The sequence below is a fragment of the Saccharopolyspora sp. NPDC045941 genome (assembly GCF_056431445.1).
Map to the genome: position 1 here is coordinate 85,459 of NZ_JBWKKU010000021.1, position 13,253 is coordinate 98,711.

The window sequence follows — 13,253 nt, forward strand, 5'->3', positions numbered from 1 at the left end:
ATGAGGCTTTTCCAACCTCGTTTTGCGTGGCGGTGCGGGTAGCGGAACCTCAATGGCTCCCTGGACTGTGGGTGCCCTGACTTATGTATGCCCAATACACGGCGTCAGGGCCGTCCTCGCCAGGAAACCTCTGAGAACCCGCGGCGGTGCCGGCGTCGTAGGTGGGCTATGCGCCTGCGGCGCATGCGACACCTCACCGACGTGCAGCTTTGCGACCCGCGGCTGCGGACCGACCAGGATGAAAAACGCTCAATGGAAATCGAAGGTCCGATTTCCATTGAAATTGAAGTCCTCTGTGGACAACTCATCGGAGCCTGTGGACGGTTCACGGGAAATCGGGGCGCGTGCGCGGAGGAAGTCCGCTGTGGACTGGTCCGCCGGGAAGAAGGACTCGATCGCCAGTTCCGCGACCGTCACGTCCAGCGGGGTGCCGAAGACCGTCGTCATGCTGAGCAGCGACAGCTCCCGGTCGCCGTGGCGGAGGCGCAGCGGCACCACGACATCGCTCGCCCCCGGTAGCTCGACCTCCGGTTCCGGCTGGTCGCACGGGTAGTCGCGGAGCTCCGCGAGCAGCTCGGCCAGCGCCGGGTCCGCGGTCGCCGCGGCCTGGCGGCGCAGCCGGCCGAGGACGTGGGCGCGCCACTCGCCGAGGTTGGCGATGTTCGGCGCCACGCCCTCGGGGTGCAGGCTCAGCCGGAGGACGTTCACCGGCGGCGCCAGCAGATCCGCGGCCGCGCCTTCGAGGAGCAGCCCGACGCTGGCGTTGCTCTCGACCAGCTGCCACGCCCGGTCGACGACCAGCGCCGGGTACGGCTCGTGCCCGGCGAGCACCTGGCGCAGCGCCGCTCGCACGGCCGCCAGCTCCGGCACGTCCAGGCCGCTCGCCGGGTAGGCCGGGGCGTAACCGCCCGCCAGCAGCAGGCTGTTGCGCTCCCGCAGCGGCACGTCGAGCCGTTCGGTGAGCCGCAGGATCATCTCCTTGGTGGGCTTCGAGCGGCCGGTCTCGACGAAGCTGAGGTGCCGCGTCGAGATGTCGGCGTCCAGCGAGAGCTGCAGCTGGCTCAGCCTCCGACGCTCCCGCCATTCCCGGAGCAGCACGCCCACCTGGCGCTGTTTCACCGTTGTCACACCACGACATTAGCCGCCGGCACCATTACCTCCCGGGTAATCGACGCGATGACTTCCGCGCCGCACAGTGGTGCTCACCGAACCGCAGAACGGAAGGGTTTCCACCATGAACGAGCTCCTCGACCGCTACCTCGCCACCTGGAACGAGCGGGACGCCGACAAGCGCCGCGCGATGGTCGACGAACTCTGGGCCGACGGCGGCACCTACACCGACCCGCTGGCCGACGTGCGGGGCCGGGAGGCCATCGACGCGACGATCGCGGCCGTGCAGGCCCAGTTCCCGGACTACGCGTTCCGCCCGGGCGAGGTCTTCGACGCCCACCACGACATCGCCCGCTTCACCTGGGAGCTCGGCCCGGCGGGCGGCGAAGCCGTGGTGGTCGGCTTCGACGTCGCGGTCCTCGACGAGAACGCCCGGATCCGGGCGGTGCACGGCTTCCTCGACAAGGTCCCGGCGATGTGATGCCCCAGTCCTGAGGGATGTTGAGGTGCGGTGGGGCGGGTTGTTGTCTTTGAAGCGGCGAAGCCGCTTAGCCCGCCCTACCGCAACTCGCACCGCCGCGGGTTCTCAGGGGTCTTCTCGCGAGGACAGCCCCGACGTGGTGAATCGGCTATTCATGAGTCGGGGATTCCACAGCGAGAAGGCACCTGAGGTTCCGCCACCCGCACCGCCACGCAGAGCAAGTTTGCAAACAGGCTCTCCAGCGACCATCGCCACTCACGACACCAGGTCAGGCCGCGCCGTTCAGCGCCGCCATGAGCCGGCGGGTCCGCCGCTGCTCCTCGTCGGTCCCGAAGGGCGCCGCGATGAGCTCGGTGGCTCCCGCCGCCGCGTAGCGGCGCAGCGCGCGTTCCACCGCCGCGTCGTCGCCGAAGACGGCGACGTCCTCCGGGCCCGCGAGCCCTTGGCGGTCCAGCACCGCCCGGTAGGCGGGCAGTTCGCCGGCGATCGCGAGTTGCGCGGCGAACCGTTCGCGAGCATCGTCCACATCGGACACCACCGACACCGAGACCATCGCGACGACGCGCGGTTGTGCCGAAGCCGCCCGGATCGTCGGCACGATGTGCTCGTCGAGCGCCCGCGGCCCGGCCCAGACCGTGATCGTGCCGTCCGCGAGCTCGCCCGCGATCCGCAGCATCGTCGGCCCCAGCGCCGACACCAGGAGCGACGGCGGCTCGGCGCCCGGGACCTCGACCTGCCCGGCCGCCCGCAGCGTCGCGCCGCGGAAGTCGACGGCTTCGCCGCGCAGCAGCGGCCCCAGCGCCGCCAGGTACTCCCGGACGTGCCGCGCGGGTTTGTCGTAGGAGTAGCCGAACTGGTCCTCGACGATCACCCGGTGGCTCGGCCCGATGCCGAGGTCGAGCCGGCCGCCGGTGATCGCCTGCACCGTGAGCGCCTGGCCGGCGAGCACCAGCGGGTGGCGCGGATAGGTGGGCACGATCGCGGTGCCGAGCCGGATGCCCGGCACCGCCGCCCCGATCGCGGCCAGCGAGGTCAGCACGTCCCACGACGCGTGCTGGCCCAGCCAGAAGCTCCCGAAACCGTCGGCCGCGGCGTCGCGAACCACTGCCAGCAGATCGCCGTGCGAGAGCCCCCGCTCATCGACGCAAAGCCCGATCCGCATGTCAGCCCCTCACGTCCAGCACGGCCTTGCCCGAAACCCGCCGCTGCAGCAGCGCTTCGGCGGCCTCGTCGAGGCGTTCCCACGAGCCCCGCCAGCCGACCTCCGGCGAGATCCGGCCCGCCGCCAGCAGATCGGCCAATGTGGACAGATCCGCGGCGGGCGCGGCGACGTCGCCGAAGGTGTTGAGCGACTTCGACGGCCCGACCGCGAAGATCGAGTAGGGCTCGAAGACCGCCGGTTCGCCGGAGGTCCAGCCGATGTTCTGCACGCTCCCGCCCAGCTTGACCAGCTTCCAGGCGTCGACCAGCAGCTGCCCGCCGACGTTGTCCAGCACCAGGTCGACCGGTCGCACGCCGGCCAGGTCGGACACCACCTCGTGCGCGCCCAGCTTCGCCAGGCCGTCCTTCCGGCTGGCCTGCGCGATGACGTGCGCGCCGCCGATCGCGGCGAGCTGCACGGCGAAGCGCCCGACGCCGCCGGAAGCCCCCGTGATCAGGACCCGCTTGCCGAGGATCGGCGCGGTCCGCAGCGTGCGCAGCGCGGTCAAGCCCGCCATCGGCAGCGCCGCCGCGTCGGCCAGGTCCGCCGCCGCCGGAACCTCCGCCACCGCATCGGCGTTCACCGCCATGCGCTCCGCCCAGGCGCCCGCGCCGAAGGCGATCACCCGCGCACCGACCGGCGGGCTCCCCTCCGCCGCCCGCACGACGACGCCCGCGGCGTCGTAGCCGTGGACGGTGCCCGGGGCGAGCCGCCCGGCGAAGGCGATCTCGCCGTGGTTGAGCGAGATGTGGTGGACGTCGAGCAGCACCTGCCCGTGCTCCGGCTCCGAGACCTCGGCAAGGCGCAACTTCGCGGGTGCCGCCGGATCGGCGACGAGTGCTCGCATGTTCTCTCCAAGCATTAACCGGACCGTCGGTCCGCTTAATCGACGGTAGCATAGGCGGACCGACGGTCCGGTTCTTCAGGAGGGGATGTGCCGAAGCAGGAGCGAGCCGACGCGGCGCGCAACCGCCAGGCGGTGCTGGAAGCGGCCGAGCGGCTGCTGGCGGAGCGCGGCCACGTCTCGCTCGACGAGGTCGCGGCCGAGGCCGGGGTCGGCAAGGGCACGGTGTTCCGCCGCTTCGGCAGCCGCGCGGGCCTGATCAGGGAAATCCTGGAGGAGCGCTCCCGGGCGCTGCGCGAGAACGTCACCAGCGGGCCGCCGCCGCTGGGCCCGGGCGCGCCGACCCGCGAGCGGCTGATGGCGTTCCTGGTGGAGCTGACCGGCATCGGCGAGCAGAACGCCTCGCTCCTGTCGGCGCACGAAGCGGCCTGCGCCGACCACAAGCACGAAGACCCCAGCTACCGCTTCTGGGCGCAGCACATCGCGGACCTGATCACGGCGGAGAGCCCGGACCTGGACGCGGACTTCCTGAGCCACGCGATCCTGGCGACCTTCGACGCCGACCTGATCCGCCACATGCGGACCCGCGGCCCCGGCGCCTTCACGAGCGCGGTCCAATCCATGGTCACCGCGCTGCTCGACGCACCCCGAAAGCAAGAGGACCCCAGTTTCAATTGAAACCAGGGTCCTGAGTCGGGCACCCACACCAGTTTCAATTGAAACTGGGACACCCGAGGCAGAGGCTTCCTGGCGAGGACGGCCCCTCCGCCGTGTATCGGACATACATCAGGAGGGGCACCCACAGACCAGGAAGCCTCTGAGGTTCCGCTACCCGCACCGCCACGCAAAACGAGGTTGGAAAAACCTCATTGAAACTGGGGATGATCAGCCGAAGCGGCCGGAGATGTAGTCCTCCGTCGCCTTCTGCGTCGGGTTGGAGAAGATCTTGCCCGTCTCGTCGATCTCCACCAGCTGGCCCGGCTCGCCGACCGCGCGCAGGTTGAAGAACGCCGTCTGGTCGCTCACCCGCGCCGCCTGCTGCATGTTGTGAGTGACGATGACGATCGTGTAGTCCTGCTTGAGCTGCGAGATCAGGTCCTCGATCGCCAGCGTCGAGATCGGGTCCAGCGCCGAGCACGGCTCGTCCATCAGCAGCACGTCCGGCCGCACCGCGATCGCTCGCGCGATGCACAGCCGCTGCTGCTGACCGCCGGAGAGGCCGCCGCCCGGCTTGTTCAGCCGGTCCTTGACCTCTTCCCACAGGTTCGCGCCGCGCAGCGCCCGCTCCGCGACGTCGTCGAGCTTCTTCTTGTTCTTCTCGCCCGCCAGCTTCAGGCCGGCCACCACGTTGTCCCGGATGGACATCGTCGGGAACGGGTTGGCCCGCTGGAAGACCATGCCGATGGTCTTGCGCACCTGCACCGGGTCCACGTCGTTGGCGTAGATGTCCTCGCCGTCGAGCATCACCTTGCCCTCGACCCGAGAGCCCGGGATGACCTCGTGCATCCGGTTCAGCGAGCGCAGCACGGTCGACTTGCCGCAGCCGGACGGGCCGATGAACGCGGTGACGCTGCGGGCGGGCACCTGCAGGGTCACGTCCTGCACGGCGTGGAACTTGCCGTAGAAGAGGTTCAGGTCCTTGATGTCGAGACGCTTGGCCATGTTTCGGTCCCTACTTCGTCTTGATCGCGAGCAGCTTGGACAGCAGCGACGCGACAAGGTTGATCAGCATGATGACGAGCACGAGGGTCAGCGCGGCGCCCCACATCCGGTAGTCACCGGCCACCGTCCCGGTGCTGCGCTCCATGTAGATCACCAGCGGCAGCGACGCCATCTCACCTCCGAAGAGGTTGTAGCTGATCGAGCTCGAGTAACCCACCAAGATCAGCAGCGGTGCCGTCTCGCCGAGCACGCGCGCGAGGCCGAGCATCACGCCGGTCAGGATGCCGGACAGCGCGGTCGGCAGCACGATGCGCAGGATCGTCTTCCACTTGGGCACGCCCAGCGCGTAAGACGCCTCGCGCAGCTCGTCCGGCACGATCAGCAGCATCGTCTCGGTGACGCGCACGACCACCGGCAGCATCAGCAGCACCAGCGACAGGGCCACCGCGAAGCCGCTGCGGCTGAACCCGAAGGTGGTGATCCACAGCGCGTAGATGAACAGGCCCGCGACGATCGACGGCAGACCGCTGAGGATGTCGACCATGAAGGTCGCGATCCGCGCGAACCGGGACTCCCGGCCGTACTCGATCAGGTAGACGCCGACCATGATGCCCAGCGGCACCGAGATGACCGCGCACACCAGGCCCTGCAGCAGGGTGCCGATCAGGGCGTGGTTGATGCCGCCGCCGAAGTCGTTGGGCAGCAGCCCGTTGAACGAGTTCGTCCACCAGGTGGAGCCGAACATCGGCTTGAGGCCCCGCTCCAGCAGCGTCCACAGCACCCACAGCAGCGGGACCACCGCGACCACGAAGGCCGCCCCGAACAGCGTGGTGGCCAGGTTGTTCTTGAACTTCCGCCCGAAGCTGATGCGCTGGAACGCCGGCGGGGTGGCGAGCTGCTCCACGTCAGCGGTGTCGGTCCTCATGCTTTCCCCTTACCGCTGGAGTTCTCGATCCAACGGGCGAGCGCGTTGACCGCGAAGGTGATGACGAACAGCACCAAACCGGCCGAGATGTAGGCGCCGACCTGCAGGTTGTTGTTGAACTCCCCGGAGCCGAGCGCGATCTTGGAGGCGAAGGTGGCGCCGGCGTCGAAGACGCTGTAGTTCGGCGGCGCGGTGCTCATGCTCAGGATGATCGTCAGCGCGACGGTCTCGCCGAGCGCGCGCCCCAGGCCGAGCATCGACCCGCCGATGAAGCCGTTGCGGCCGAACGGGAACACCGTCGTGCGCACGACCTCCCACTGGGTGGCGCCGAGCGCCAGGGCGCCTTCGATGTGCATGTTCGGGGTGCGCTGGAAGACCTCGCGGCTCACCCCGGTGATGGTCGGCAGGATCATCACGGCCAGCACGATGCCGGCGGTGAAGACGTTCGCGCCGGAGTCGGTCGGCGCGTTGCCGCCTGCGAAGATCGGGATCCAGCCGAGGTTCTGGTTCAGCCACAGCGCGACGGGCTTGAGCACCGGGCCCAGCACCAGGTAGCCCCACAGGCCGTAGATCACCGACGGCACCGCGGCGAGCAGGTCGACGATGTAGGCGAAGGGGCGGGCCAGGGCCCGCGGCGCGTACTGGGTGAGGAACAGCGCGATCCCGCAGGCGATCGGCATCGCGATGACCAGCGCGACCACCGAGCTGGCCACCGTGATCCAGGCCAGGTCGATGATGCCGAAGCTCAGGTCGTTCGGGTTCGAGGTGTTCCACTCCCTGCTGAACAGGAAGTTCACCTGGTCGACCTGCAGCGCGGGAACGGCGCGGATCAGCAGGAAGATGCCGATCGCGGCGATGAGCGCGACCACGAACGCGCCGGAGGCGGTCGCAACCGTGGAGAACACCCGGTCGCCGATGCGGACCTTCGTGCCCGCGGTGGTTTCGGGAGCGGAAATGGGAGCCTCCGGTCCGGAACTGGGCGCCGAAGCGCCCCGCGGCGCACCGTTGTCGGTGTCCGCGGGGCGCTGATCGGCTCTAGTCGAGTCGGTCACTGCTGTTTGCAGCCTCTCACTTCGTCCGTTCGACCCTTGTTTCACCCTGGGTACGTGCGACCCGGGTTACTCACGAGATGGCGTTGACCGCAGTCAGGACCTTGGTCTTGAAGGACTCCGGCAGCGGCACGTAGCCGGCCTTCTCCAGCTCCTGCGGGTTGGCGTTGGCCGCGACCGTCAGGAACGCCTTGACCGACTTCGCGGTCTCCGCGTCGTAGCCCTTGGAGCAGACGATCTCGTAGGTGTTCAGCACGATCGGGTAGACGCCCGGCGCCTTGTTGCCGTAGATCGAGTCGAGGTTGACGCGCAGGTCGTTGCCCTCGCCCTTGATCTCGGCGTCCTCGATGGCCTTGCCGACGTTGGCGGTGGTCAGCTCGACCGGGCCGGCGCCGCTGTCGATCTTGGCGATGCCCAGGCCGAGGTTCTTCGGGAAGGACCACTCGACGTAGGTGATGCTGCCTTCGGTGGCCTTCACCGACTGCGCGACCTGGTCGCTGCCGTCGCGGCCCTGGCCGATGCCGGGGCCACCCTGGAACTGCTTGCCCTTGCCGGTCCAGGTGCCGCCGGTGGCGGTGGTCAGGTACTTCTGGAAGTTCTCGGTGGTGCCGGACTCGTCCGAGCGGAAGAACGGCACGATGTCCTTGGCGGGCAGCTGCGCGTTCGGGTTCAGCGCCTTGATCGCCGGGTCGTCCCACTTCTTGATCTGGCCCTGGTAGATCTTGGCGATCACGTCGGCGTTGAGGGTCAGGTCGGTGACGCCGGGCAGGTTGTAGGAGATGGCGACCGGGCCGAACACCATCGGCAGGTTCCAGGCCGGGTTGCCCTGGCAGCGCTCGGCGGCCTTGGCGACCTCGCCCTTCTCCTCGCTCAGCGGCGAGTCGGAACCGCCGAAGTCGATCTGGCCGGCGGTGAAGGCGGCGACACCCTTGCCGGAGCCCGACTTGGTGTAGTTGAGCTTCTGACCGGCGCACTTGAGGCCGTAGTCACGGGCGAAGACATCCATGGCGTTCTTCTGCGCGGAGGAGCCCTCACCGGAGACCGGCTTGGTGCCGCACTCGACCTGGAGGCCGTCCAGGGCCGGGTTGCCGCCACCCTGCGGGGTGTTCTGGTCCGACCCGCAGCCGGCGAGCACGAGCGCGCCCGCGGCGAGAACGGCGAACGCAGCGCTGTGCCGCTTGATCTTCACTTCGTTCCTCCAGTTGGAAACCCTGCGGTTGCGCGGCCGAGCAGGCGCAGGCCCGTGTTTTGCCGCTCGCCAGGGACGCTAGGGAGTCGGGGTGGACGGCCTTCGCCATCGAAGTGAACGGAAGGTGAACAAGGCACGCTAAGTAAGCAGGCCCACAGTCGAACGGGGGATTGGCGGCCCGGTTCTCAGGTGAACCAGTGACTCAGGGCAAAGATCGATCAGCGCCCAAATTGCACGTCCGTGTCCCATTTCTCGAATCCCAACCGCTGGTAGACCTTGATTGCGGGCGCGTTGTCACCTTCGACGTAGAGCATCACCTGACGGGATCCAGTGTCGCGGAGGTGACGCAATCCGGCCACCGTGAGTGACCGACCCAACCCGCCGCCCTGCGCGGCCGGATCGACGCCGACGACGTAGACCTCGCCCATGCCGTCGGGGTGGACCTTGGTCCAGTGGAAGCCCAGCAGCCGGTCCTTGCCGTCCACGGCGAGGAAGAACCCGGCGGGGTCGAACCACTCCTCGCGCTCCTTGGCGCGCAGGTCCTGCTCGGTCATGCCGCCCTGTTCGGGGTGCCAGGAGAACGCCCGATGGTTGACCTCGACCACGGAGGGTTCGTCCCGGCCTGCCCGGAAGGTGCGGATCCGCACGCCTTCCGCGAGCTCTGGCTCGGGCAGCTCCGGGGTGGCGAGGTCCCGGCCCATCCGCCACAGCTCGCGGGGCCGGCTGAGCCCGAAGCGCTCGGCCAGCCGCACCGCGCCGGGGTGCTCGCCGTGCGACCAGATCCGCAGGCGGCCCAGGTCGGGCGCGGGTTCCAGGGAGAGCTCGGCGCGGTCCAGCAGCGCCTCGACCAGGCGGGCGCCGACGCCCTTGCGGCGGTGGTCGGGGTGCACGGCCAGCTCGGCGACGAGCTGACCGGCGGTCTTCTCGTGCTCGGTGTCCAGGTGCGCGTACCCGATGAGGACGCTCCCGGCGTCGCGCACCACGAAGTGCTCGGAGCGCACGTCGGCCTGCACCGGCTCGATCTGGTGGATGACGTCGCGATGCGCCTTCAGGCGCAAGATCACGTGTTCGCCGACCGGGGCCACCCCGTCGGCCTGCTCGGCCTTGTCGAGCAGGGCCATGACCTCGGCCGCTTCACTGCTGTCCAGTCCGTTTCGCCAAGTCAGCTGCACGCCACCGACGTTACCCACGAACCTTGCGGTTGACGCGAGCAGAACGCTAATTTCCCGAAGCCACCTCGCCCCAAGGCCAACCCAGGCGAACACCACCGCTCGCCCCGAGTCCCGGCCTGAGCCCCAACCCGCTCCAACCTGGGGCCCAGCCGGGTCCCGGTCCGCAATTTCAATGGAAATCAGAGGTCCGATTTCCATTGAAATTGCGGAAGTTGTCCACAGCCACCCCGAGTTGTCCACATCCCCTGGCGTGTCGGGCCCCGACACGCCGTTGATCCGCAAGTTCCATTGAAATCGTGGCCGGCCCCGGCCCTGGCCCCTGGCCCCGAGCGGGGCGGGGCGAGAGGCCGCCGGAGGGTCGACGAGTTCAGGAGCAGATGTGCCGACAGATGCGAGGACCACGTGACCGAGCTCCGCCGACGCCTGAACACCGCGGACGCGGTGACGATCGGGCTGACGTCCATGATCGGAGCGGGCCTGTTCAGCGCCTTCGCCCCGGCGGCGGCAGCGGCCGGATCGGCCCTGATCATCGGCCTGGTCATCGCGGCGATCATCGCGTTCTGCAACGCGAGCAGCTCGGCGGTACTCGCGGCCCGCTACCCGGCGGCGGGCGGCACCTACGTCTACGGCCGCGAACGGCTCGGCCCGTTCTGGGGCTACCTCGCGGGCTGGGGCTTCGTGCTCGGCAAGACGGCCTCGTGCGCGGCGATGGCCCTGACGGCCGCCGAGTACCTCGCCCCCGCCGCCGACAAGCCCGTCGCCGCGGCGTTCGCCGCGGCTCTGGGCGCGGTGAACTACGTCGGCGTCACCCGCACCGCCAAGCTCGCTCGCATCCTGCTCGCGGTCACGCTCGCGGCGCTCGCGTGCACGCTGCTCGCGATCTGGCTCGGGGGTGCCTCGGCTGCCGCCTCGGCGTCCCCGCCGCCTGCGCCGCTGGGCGTCCTGCAGTCCGCCGGGCTGCTGTTCTTCGCGTTCGCGGGCTACGCCCGCATCGCGACGCTCGGCGAGGAGGTCCGCGATCCGCGGCGGACGATCCCGCGCGCGATCCCGGTCGCGCTCGGGATCGTGGTGTGCCTGTACTTCGTGGTGGCGGTTTCGCTGCTGGTGGCGCTCGGCCCGGCGGGCCTCGCGGCGTCGTCGGCTCCGCTGGCCGACGCGGTGCGCGCCGGCGGCTTGTCGCAGCTGGCGCCGGTTGCGGTGGTCGGCGCCGGGGTTGCCGCGCTCGGCTCGTTGCTCGCGCTGCTCGCCGGGGTGGGCCGGACGACGTTGGCGATGGCCCGGGAGCGCGATCTGCCCGCTCCGCTGGCCGCGGTGCACCCGCGCTTCGCGAGTCCGCACCGCGCGGAGCTGGTGATCGTCGCGGCTGTCGTCGTGCTGGTGCTCGTCACGGATTTGCGGGGTGCGATCGGCTTTTCGTCGTTCGGCGTGCTGGTGTACTACGCGATCGCCAACGCTTCGGCGTTCACCTTGCCTCGCGACCAGCGCTGGTTCCCGCGCGCGCTCCCGGTGCTCGGCCTCGTCGGCTGCGCGGTTCTGGCGTTCGCGCTGCCGTGGGCATCGGTGCTCAGCGGCCTCGCCTGCTTCGCGCTCGGCGCCGCCGTCTGGGCCTGGCGCCACCGCGCCTGACCTCGATCACCCCGCGTGGTCGTCGGGCGGGCGGAATTGGTTGACCACCACTCGGAGAACGTCAATTTCTCGCGAAATTGCACCCCGCCGCAGTTAAACATCACCGAATGATACCGCAATGCGGAAGAGAAGTTTCAAATTTTGCCTAAAATCGGGCGCCCCAATTCTAGGCAGAAGCAGGAATCCGACACTGGACGAAGATCAACAATTCCACCGGGGATCGCCCGGAATGCGCGAAGGAGCCCCGGCCGGAGGCTCCTTCGCGGGTGGATCAGTACGCGTCGACCGTCTCGCGCTCGATCGCTTCGAGCTCCGGGTGCGCCTGCTCGGCCGCCCGCGCGGAGCCGCCGCGGCTCGGGCGGACGAACTTGTAGCCCACGTTGCGGACCGTGCCGATCATCGAGTCGTGCTCCGGGCCGAGCTTCGCGCGCAGCCGCCGCACGTGGACGTCGACCGTGCGGGTGCCGCCGAAGAAGTCGTAGCCCCACACCTCCTGCAGCAGCTGAGCCCGGGTGAACACCCGGCCCGCGTGCTGGGCGAGGTACTTGAGCAGCTCGAACTCCTTGTAGGTGAGCTCCAGCGCCCGCCCCTTCAGCCGCGCCGTGTAGGTCGCCTCCTCGATCACCAGGTCGCCGACGCTCAGCGAACCGTCGCCGCCGGAGCCCGCGCTGGTGCGCCGCGACACCAGCAGCCGCAGGCGGGCGTCGATCTCCGCCGGGCCGGTGGTCGGCAGCAGGATGTCGTCCACGCCCCACTCGGCGCTGATCGTGACCAGCCCGCCCTCGTTCACCAGGGCGACCACCGGCACGTCCCCGGCCGCCAGCAGGCGGCACAGGTCACGCGCGCCGACCAGGTCGTTGCGGGCGTCGACGATGATCACGTCGTGCGCGCCGCCGGAGAGGATGGCGCCTGGATCGGCGGGCAGGGTGCGGACCCGGTGCGGCAGCAGCGCCAGCGCGGGCAGCACCGCTTCGCACTCGGATTCACTGGTAAGCAGGAGCAGTTCGGAGCTCATCAGAGGGGCCTCCGTCCCAAGGCGAGAAACACCGACGACCGGTGGGAGAGCGGCCATCCGCAATCGGGGGACGGCCCGGCGTCGTTGCCTGTGGATGGCAAGGAGAATAACCGAAATGCGGCGGAAAAACCCAGGTCCAACCGGCGGCATCACATTTGTGAACGATGGGCGACCATTTGTTACCGGCATGTGTCGGGTGCGCCACGTCACGCTCACCGCCGCCGACGGCACGTCGCTGCGCGGTCTGCTCTACCCCGGTCGGGGCCTGCCTGCGGACCTCGGTTTCGTGGTCGGCCACGGCTTCACCAACCACGTGCGCAAGCCCGCCGTGCGGCGGGTGCTGGAACGGCTGGCGAGCCACGCCCCGGTGCTCGCGGTCGACTTCCGCGGGCACGGCCGCTCCGGCGGCCGCACCACCGTCGGGCCCGCCGAGGCGCTGGACATCGCCGCCGCCGTCGAGCGCCTCCGCGAGCTCGGCTGCCGCAAGGTGGTCACCGTCGGGTTCTCGCTGGGCGGCTCGGTGGTGCTGCGGCACGCGGCGCTGTCCACGCCGCCGGACGCGGTGATCTCGGTGAGCAGCCCGGCGCGCTGGTGGGTCCGCGAGACGCCCGCGATGCGCAGGGTGCACTGGCTGCTCGAGCAGCCGCACGGCCGCTGGAGCGCCCGCCTGCTCGGCGTCCGCCTCGCCCCGCCCTGGCCGGACGTGCCGATCTCGCCGATCGAGCTGGCGTCGCGCATCCCGGTGCCGCTGCTGGTCGTGCACGGTGACCAGGACCACTACTTCCCGGTGGCCGACGCGGTGGCGCTCAGCGAGGCGGGCGGCGGCGAGTTCTGGCTGGTCCCGGGCATGCGACACGCCGAGAGCTCGACCAGCGCCGAATTGGTGGACCGCATCGCCGGCTGGGCGGCCGATACAGTAGGGCCACCCGATCGTGGTGGCCGCTAGACCCCGAAGGCCACCGGCCCGCTACCCCGACGA

Annotated in this window: 13 protein-coding genes; 4 read left to right on the forward strand and 9 right to left on the reverse strand. The window is 69.8% G+C overall.

Translation table 11 applies throughout. The features are described 5' to 3' along the window. Positions 1 to 249: 249 nt before the first annotated feature. Positions 250 to 1,128: a helix-turn-helix domain-containing protein gene (locus AC07FN_RS18985; protein WP_478396799.1), complete on the reverse strand. Its 879-nt coding sequence runs from the start codon at positions 1,126 to 1,128 to the stop codon at positions 250 to 252. Between the two features lie 106 nt (positions 1,129 to 1,234). Between AC07FN_RS18985 and AC07FN_RS18990 the strand changes: the two genes are divergently transcribed. Beyond that, positions 1,235 to 1,591, forward strand: coding sequence for a nuclear transport factor 2 family protein (locus AC07FN_RS18990; RefSeq protein WP_478396800.1), 357 nt, complete (start codon positions 1,235 to 1,237; stop codon positions 1,589 to 1,591). A 268-nt stretch (positions 1,592 to 1,859) separates the two neighbouring features. Here AC07FN_RS18990 and AC07FN_RS18995 read toward each other — a convergent pair whose 3' ends face one another. Together AC07FN_RS18995 and AC07FN_RS19000 are read right to left on the reverse strand one after the other, a co-directional pair. Next, positions 1,860 to 2,753: a TIGR03564 family F420-dependent LLM class oxidoreductase gene (locus tag AC07FN_RS18995; protein ID WP_478396801.1), complete on the reverse strand. Its 894-nt coding sequence runs from the start codon at positions 2,751 to 2,753 to the stop codon at positions 1,860 to 1,862. A 1-nt stretch (position 2,754) separates the two neighbouring features. Then, positions 2,755 to 3,639 (reverse strand): zinc-binding dehydrogenase, encoded by an 885-nt coding sequence (locus AC07FN_RS19000; protein WP_478396802.1) that lies wholly within the window; start codon positions 3,637 to 3,639, stop codon positions 2,755 to 2,757. An 87-nt stretch (positions 3,640 to 3,726) separates the two neighbouring features. On the opposite strand from AC07FN_RS19000, the gene AC07FN_RS19005 reads away from it, so the two are divergent. After that, positions 3,727 to 4,314 carry a TetR/AcrR family transcriptional regulator gene (locus AC07FN_RS19005; RefSeq protein WP_478396803.1) on the forward strand — a complete coding sequence of 196 codons (588 nt, stop codon included), beginning with the start codon at positions 3,727 to 3,729 and terminating at the stop codon, positions 4,312 to 4,314. 207 nt (positions 4,315 to 4,521) lie between these two features. Here AC07FN_RS19005 and pstB read toward each other — a convergent pair whose 3' ends face one another. The 5 genes from pstB to mshD form a co-directional block, all read right to left on the reverse strand. Then, complete coding sequence (pstB, locus tag AC07FN_RS19010) at positions 4,522 to 5,298, reverse strand: phosphate ABC transporter ATP-binding protein PstB (RefSeq protein WP_452613228.1); 777 nt, start codon at positions 5,296 to 5,298, stop codon at positions 4,522 to 4,524. 10 nt (positions 5,299 to 5,308) lie between these two features. Next, positions 5,309 to 6,223, reverse strand: coding sequence for a phosphate ABC transporter permease PstA (gene pstA, locus AC07FN_RS19015; RefSeq protein ID WP_358581475.1), 915 nt, complete (start codon positions 6,221 to 6,223; stop codon positions 5,309 to 5,311). Then, the gene (gene pstC, locus AC07FN_RS19020; protein WP_478396840.1) at positions 6,220 to 7,179 is read right to left on the reverse strand and encodes a phosphate ABC transporter permease subunit PstC; all 960 of its coding nucleotides are present in this window, start codon (positions 7,177 to 7,179) and stop codon (positions 6,220 to 6,222) included. The genes pstA and pstC overlap by 4 nt, the downstream gene beginning before the upstream one ends. A gap of 166 nt (positions 7,180 to 7,345) precedes the next feature. Beyond that, positions 7,346 to 8,461 carry a phosphate ABC transporter substrate-binding protein PstS gene (pstS, locus tag AC07FN_RS19025; RefSeq protein WP_478396804.1) on the reverse strand — a complete coding sequence of 372 codons (1,116 nt, stop codon included), beginning with the start codon at positions 8,459 to 8,461 and terminating at the stop codon, positions 7,346 to 7,348. A 218-nt stretch (positions 8,462 to 8,679) separates the two neighbouring features. Next, positions 8,680 to 9,633 carry a mycothiol synthase gene (gene mshD, locus AC07FN_RS19030; protein WP_478396805.1) on the reverse strand — a complete coding sequence of 318 codons (954 nt, stop codon included), beginning with the start codon at positions 9,631 to 9,633 and terminating at the stop codon, positions 8,680 to 8,682. Positions 9,634 to 10,035: 402 nt separating this feature from the next. Here mshD and AC07FN_RS19035 point away from each other — a divergent pair, with 402 nt between their 5' ends. After that, entirely contained in the window at positions 10,036 to 11,259 is a 1,224-nt protein-coding gene (locus tag AC07FN_RS19035; protein ID WP_478396806.1) for an APC family permease, read from the forward strand. A gap of 271 nt (positions 11,260 to 11,530) precedes the next feature. Here the strand turns inward: AC07FN_RS19035 and AC07FN_RS19040 are convergent, their stop codons facing one another. Further along, positions 11,531 to 12,274 carry a winged helix-turn-helix transcriptional regulator gene (locus AC07FN_RS19040; RefSeq protein WP_358581468.1) on the reverse strand — a complete coding sequence of 248 codons (744 nt, stop codon included), beginning with the start codon at positions 12,272 to 12,274 and terminating at the stop codon, positions 11,531 to 11,533. Between the two features lie 187 nt (positions 12,275 to 12,461). On the opposite strand from AC07FN_RS19040, the gene AC07FN_RS19045 reads away from it, so the two are divergent. Next, positions 12,462 to 13,220 carry an alpha/beta hydrolase gene (locus tag AC07FN_RS19045; protein WP_478396807.1) on the forward strand — a complete coding sequence of 253 codons (759 nt, stop codon included), beginning with the start codon at positions 12,462 to 12,464 and terminating at the stop codon, positions 13,218 to 13,220. Positions 13,221 to 13,253: the final 33 nt, after the last annotated feature.

Coding starts and splice junctions, on each gene's coding strand:
- AC07FN_RS18990 (WP_478396800.1), top strand. CDS start 1,235: ATGAACGAGCTCCTCGACCGCTACCTCGCCACCTGGAACGAGCGGGAC.
- AC07FN_RS18995 (WP_478396801.1), bottom strand. CDS start 2,753: ATGCGGATCGGGCTTTGCGTCGATGAGCGGGGGCTCTCGCACGGCGAT.
- AC07FN_RS19000 (WP_478396802.1), bottom strand. CDS start 3,639: ATGCGAGCACTCGTCGCCGATCCGGCGGCACCCGCGAAGTTGCGCCTT.
- pstB (WP_452613228.1), bottom strand. CDS start 5,298: ATGGCCAAGCGTCTCGACATCAAGGACCTGAACCTCTTCTACGGCAAG.
- pstA (WP_358581475.1), bottom strand. CDS start 6,223: ATGAGGACCGACACCGCTGACGTGGAGCAGCTCGCCACCCCGCCGGCG.
- AC07FN_RS19040 (WP_358581468.1), bottom strand. CDS start 12,274: ATGAGCTCCGAACTGCTCCTGCTTACCAGTGAATCCGAGTGCGAAGCG.
- AC07FN_RS19045 (WP_478396807.1), top strand. CDS start 12,462: ATGTGTCGGGTGCGCCACGTCACGCTCACCGCCGCCGACGGCACGTCG.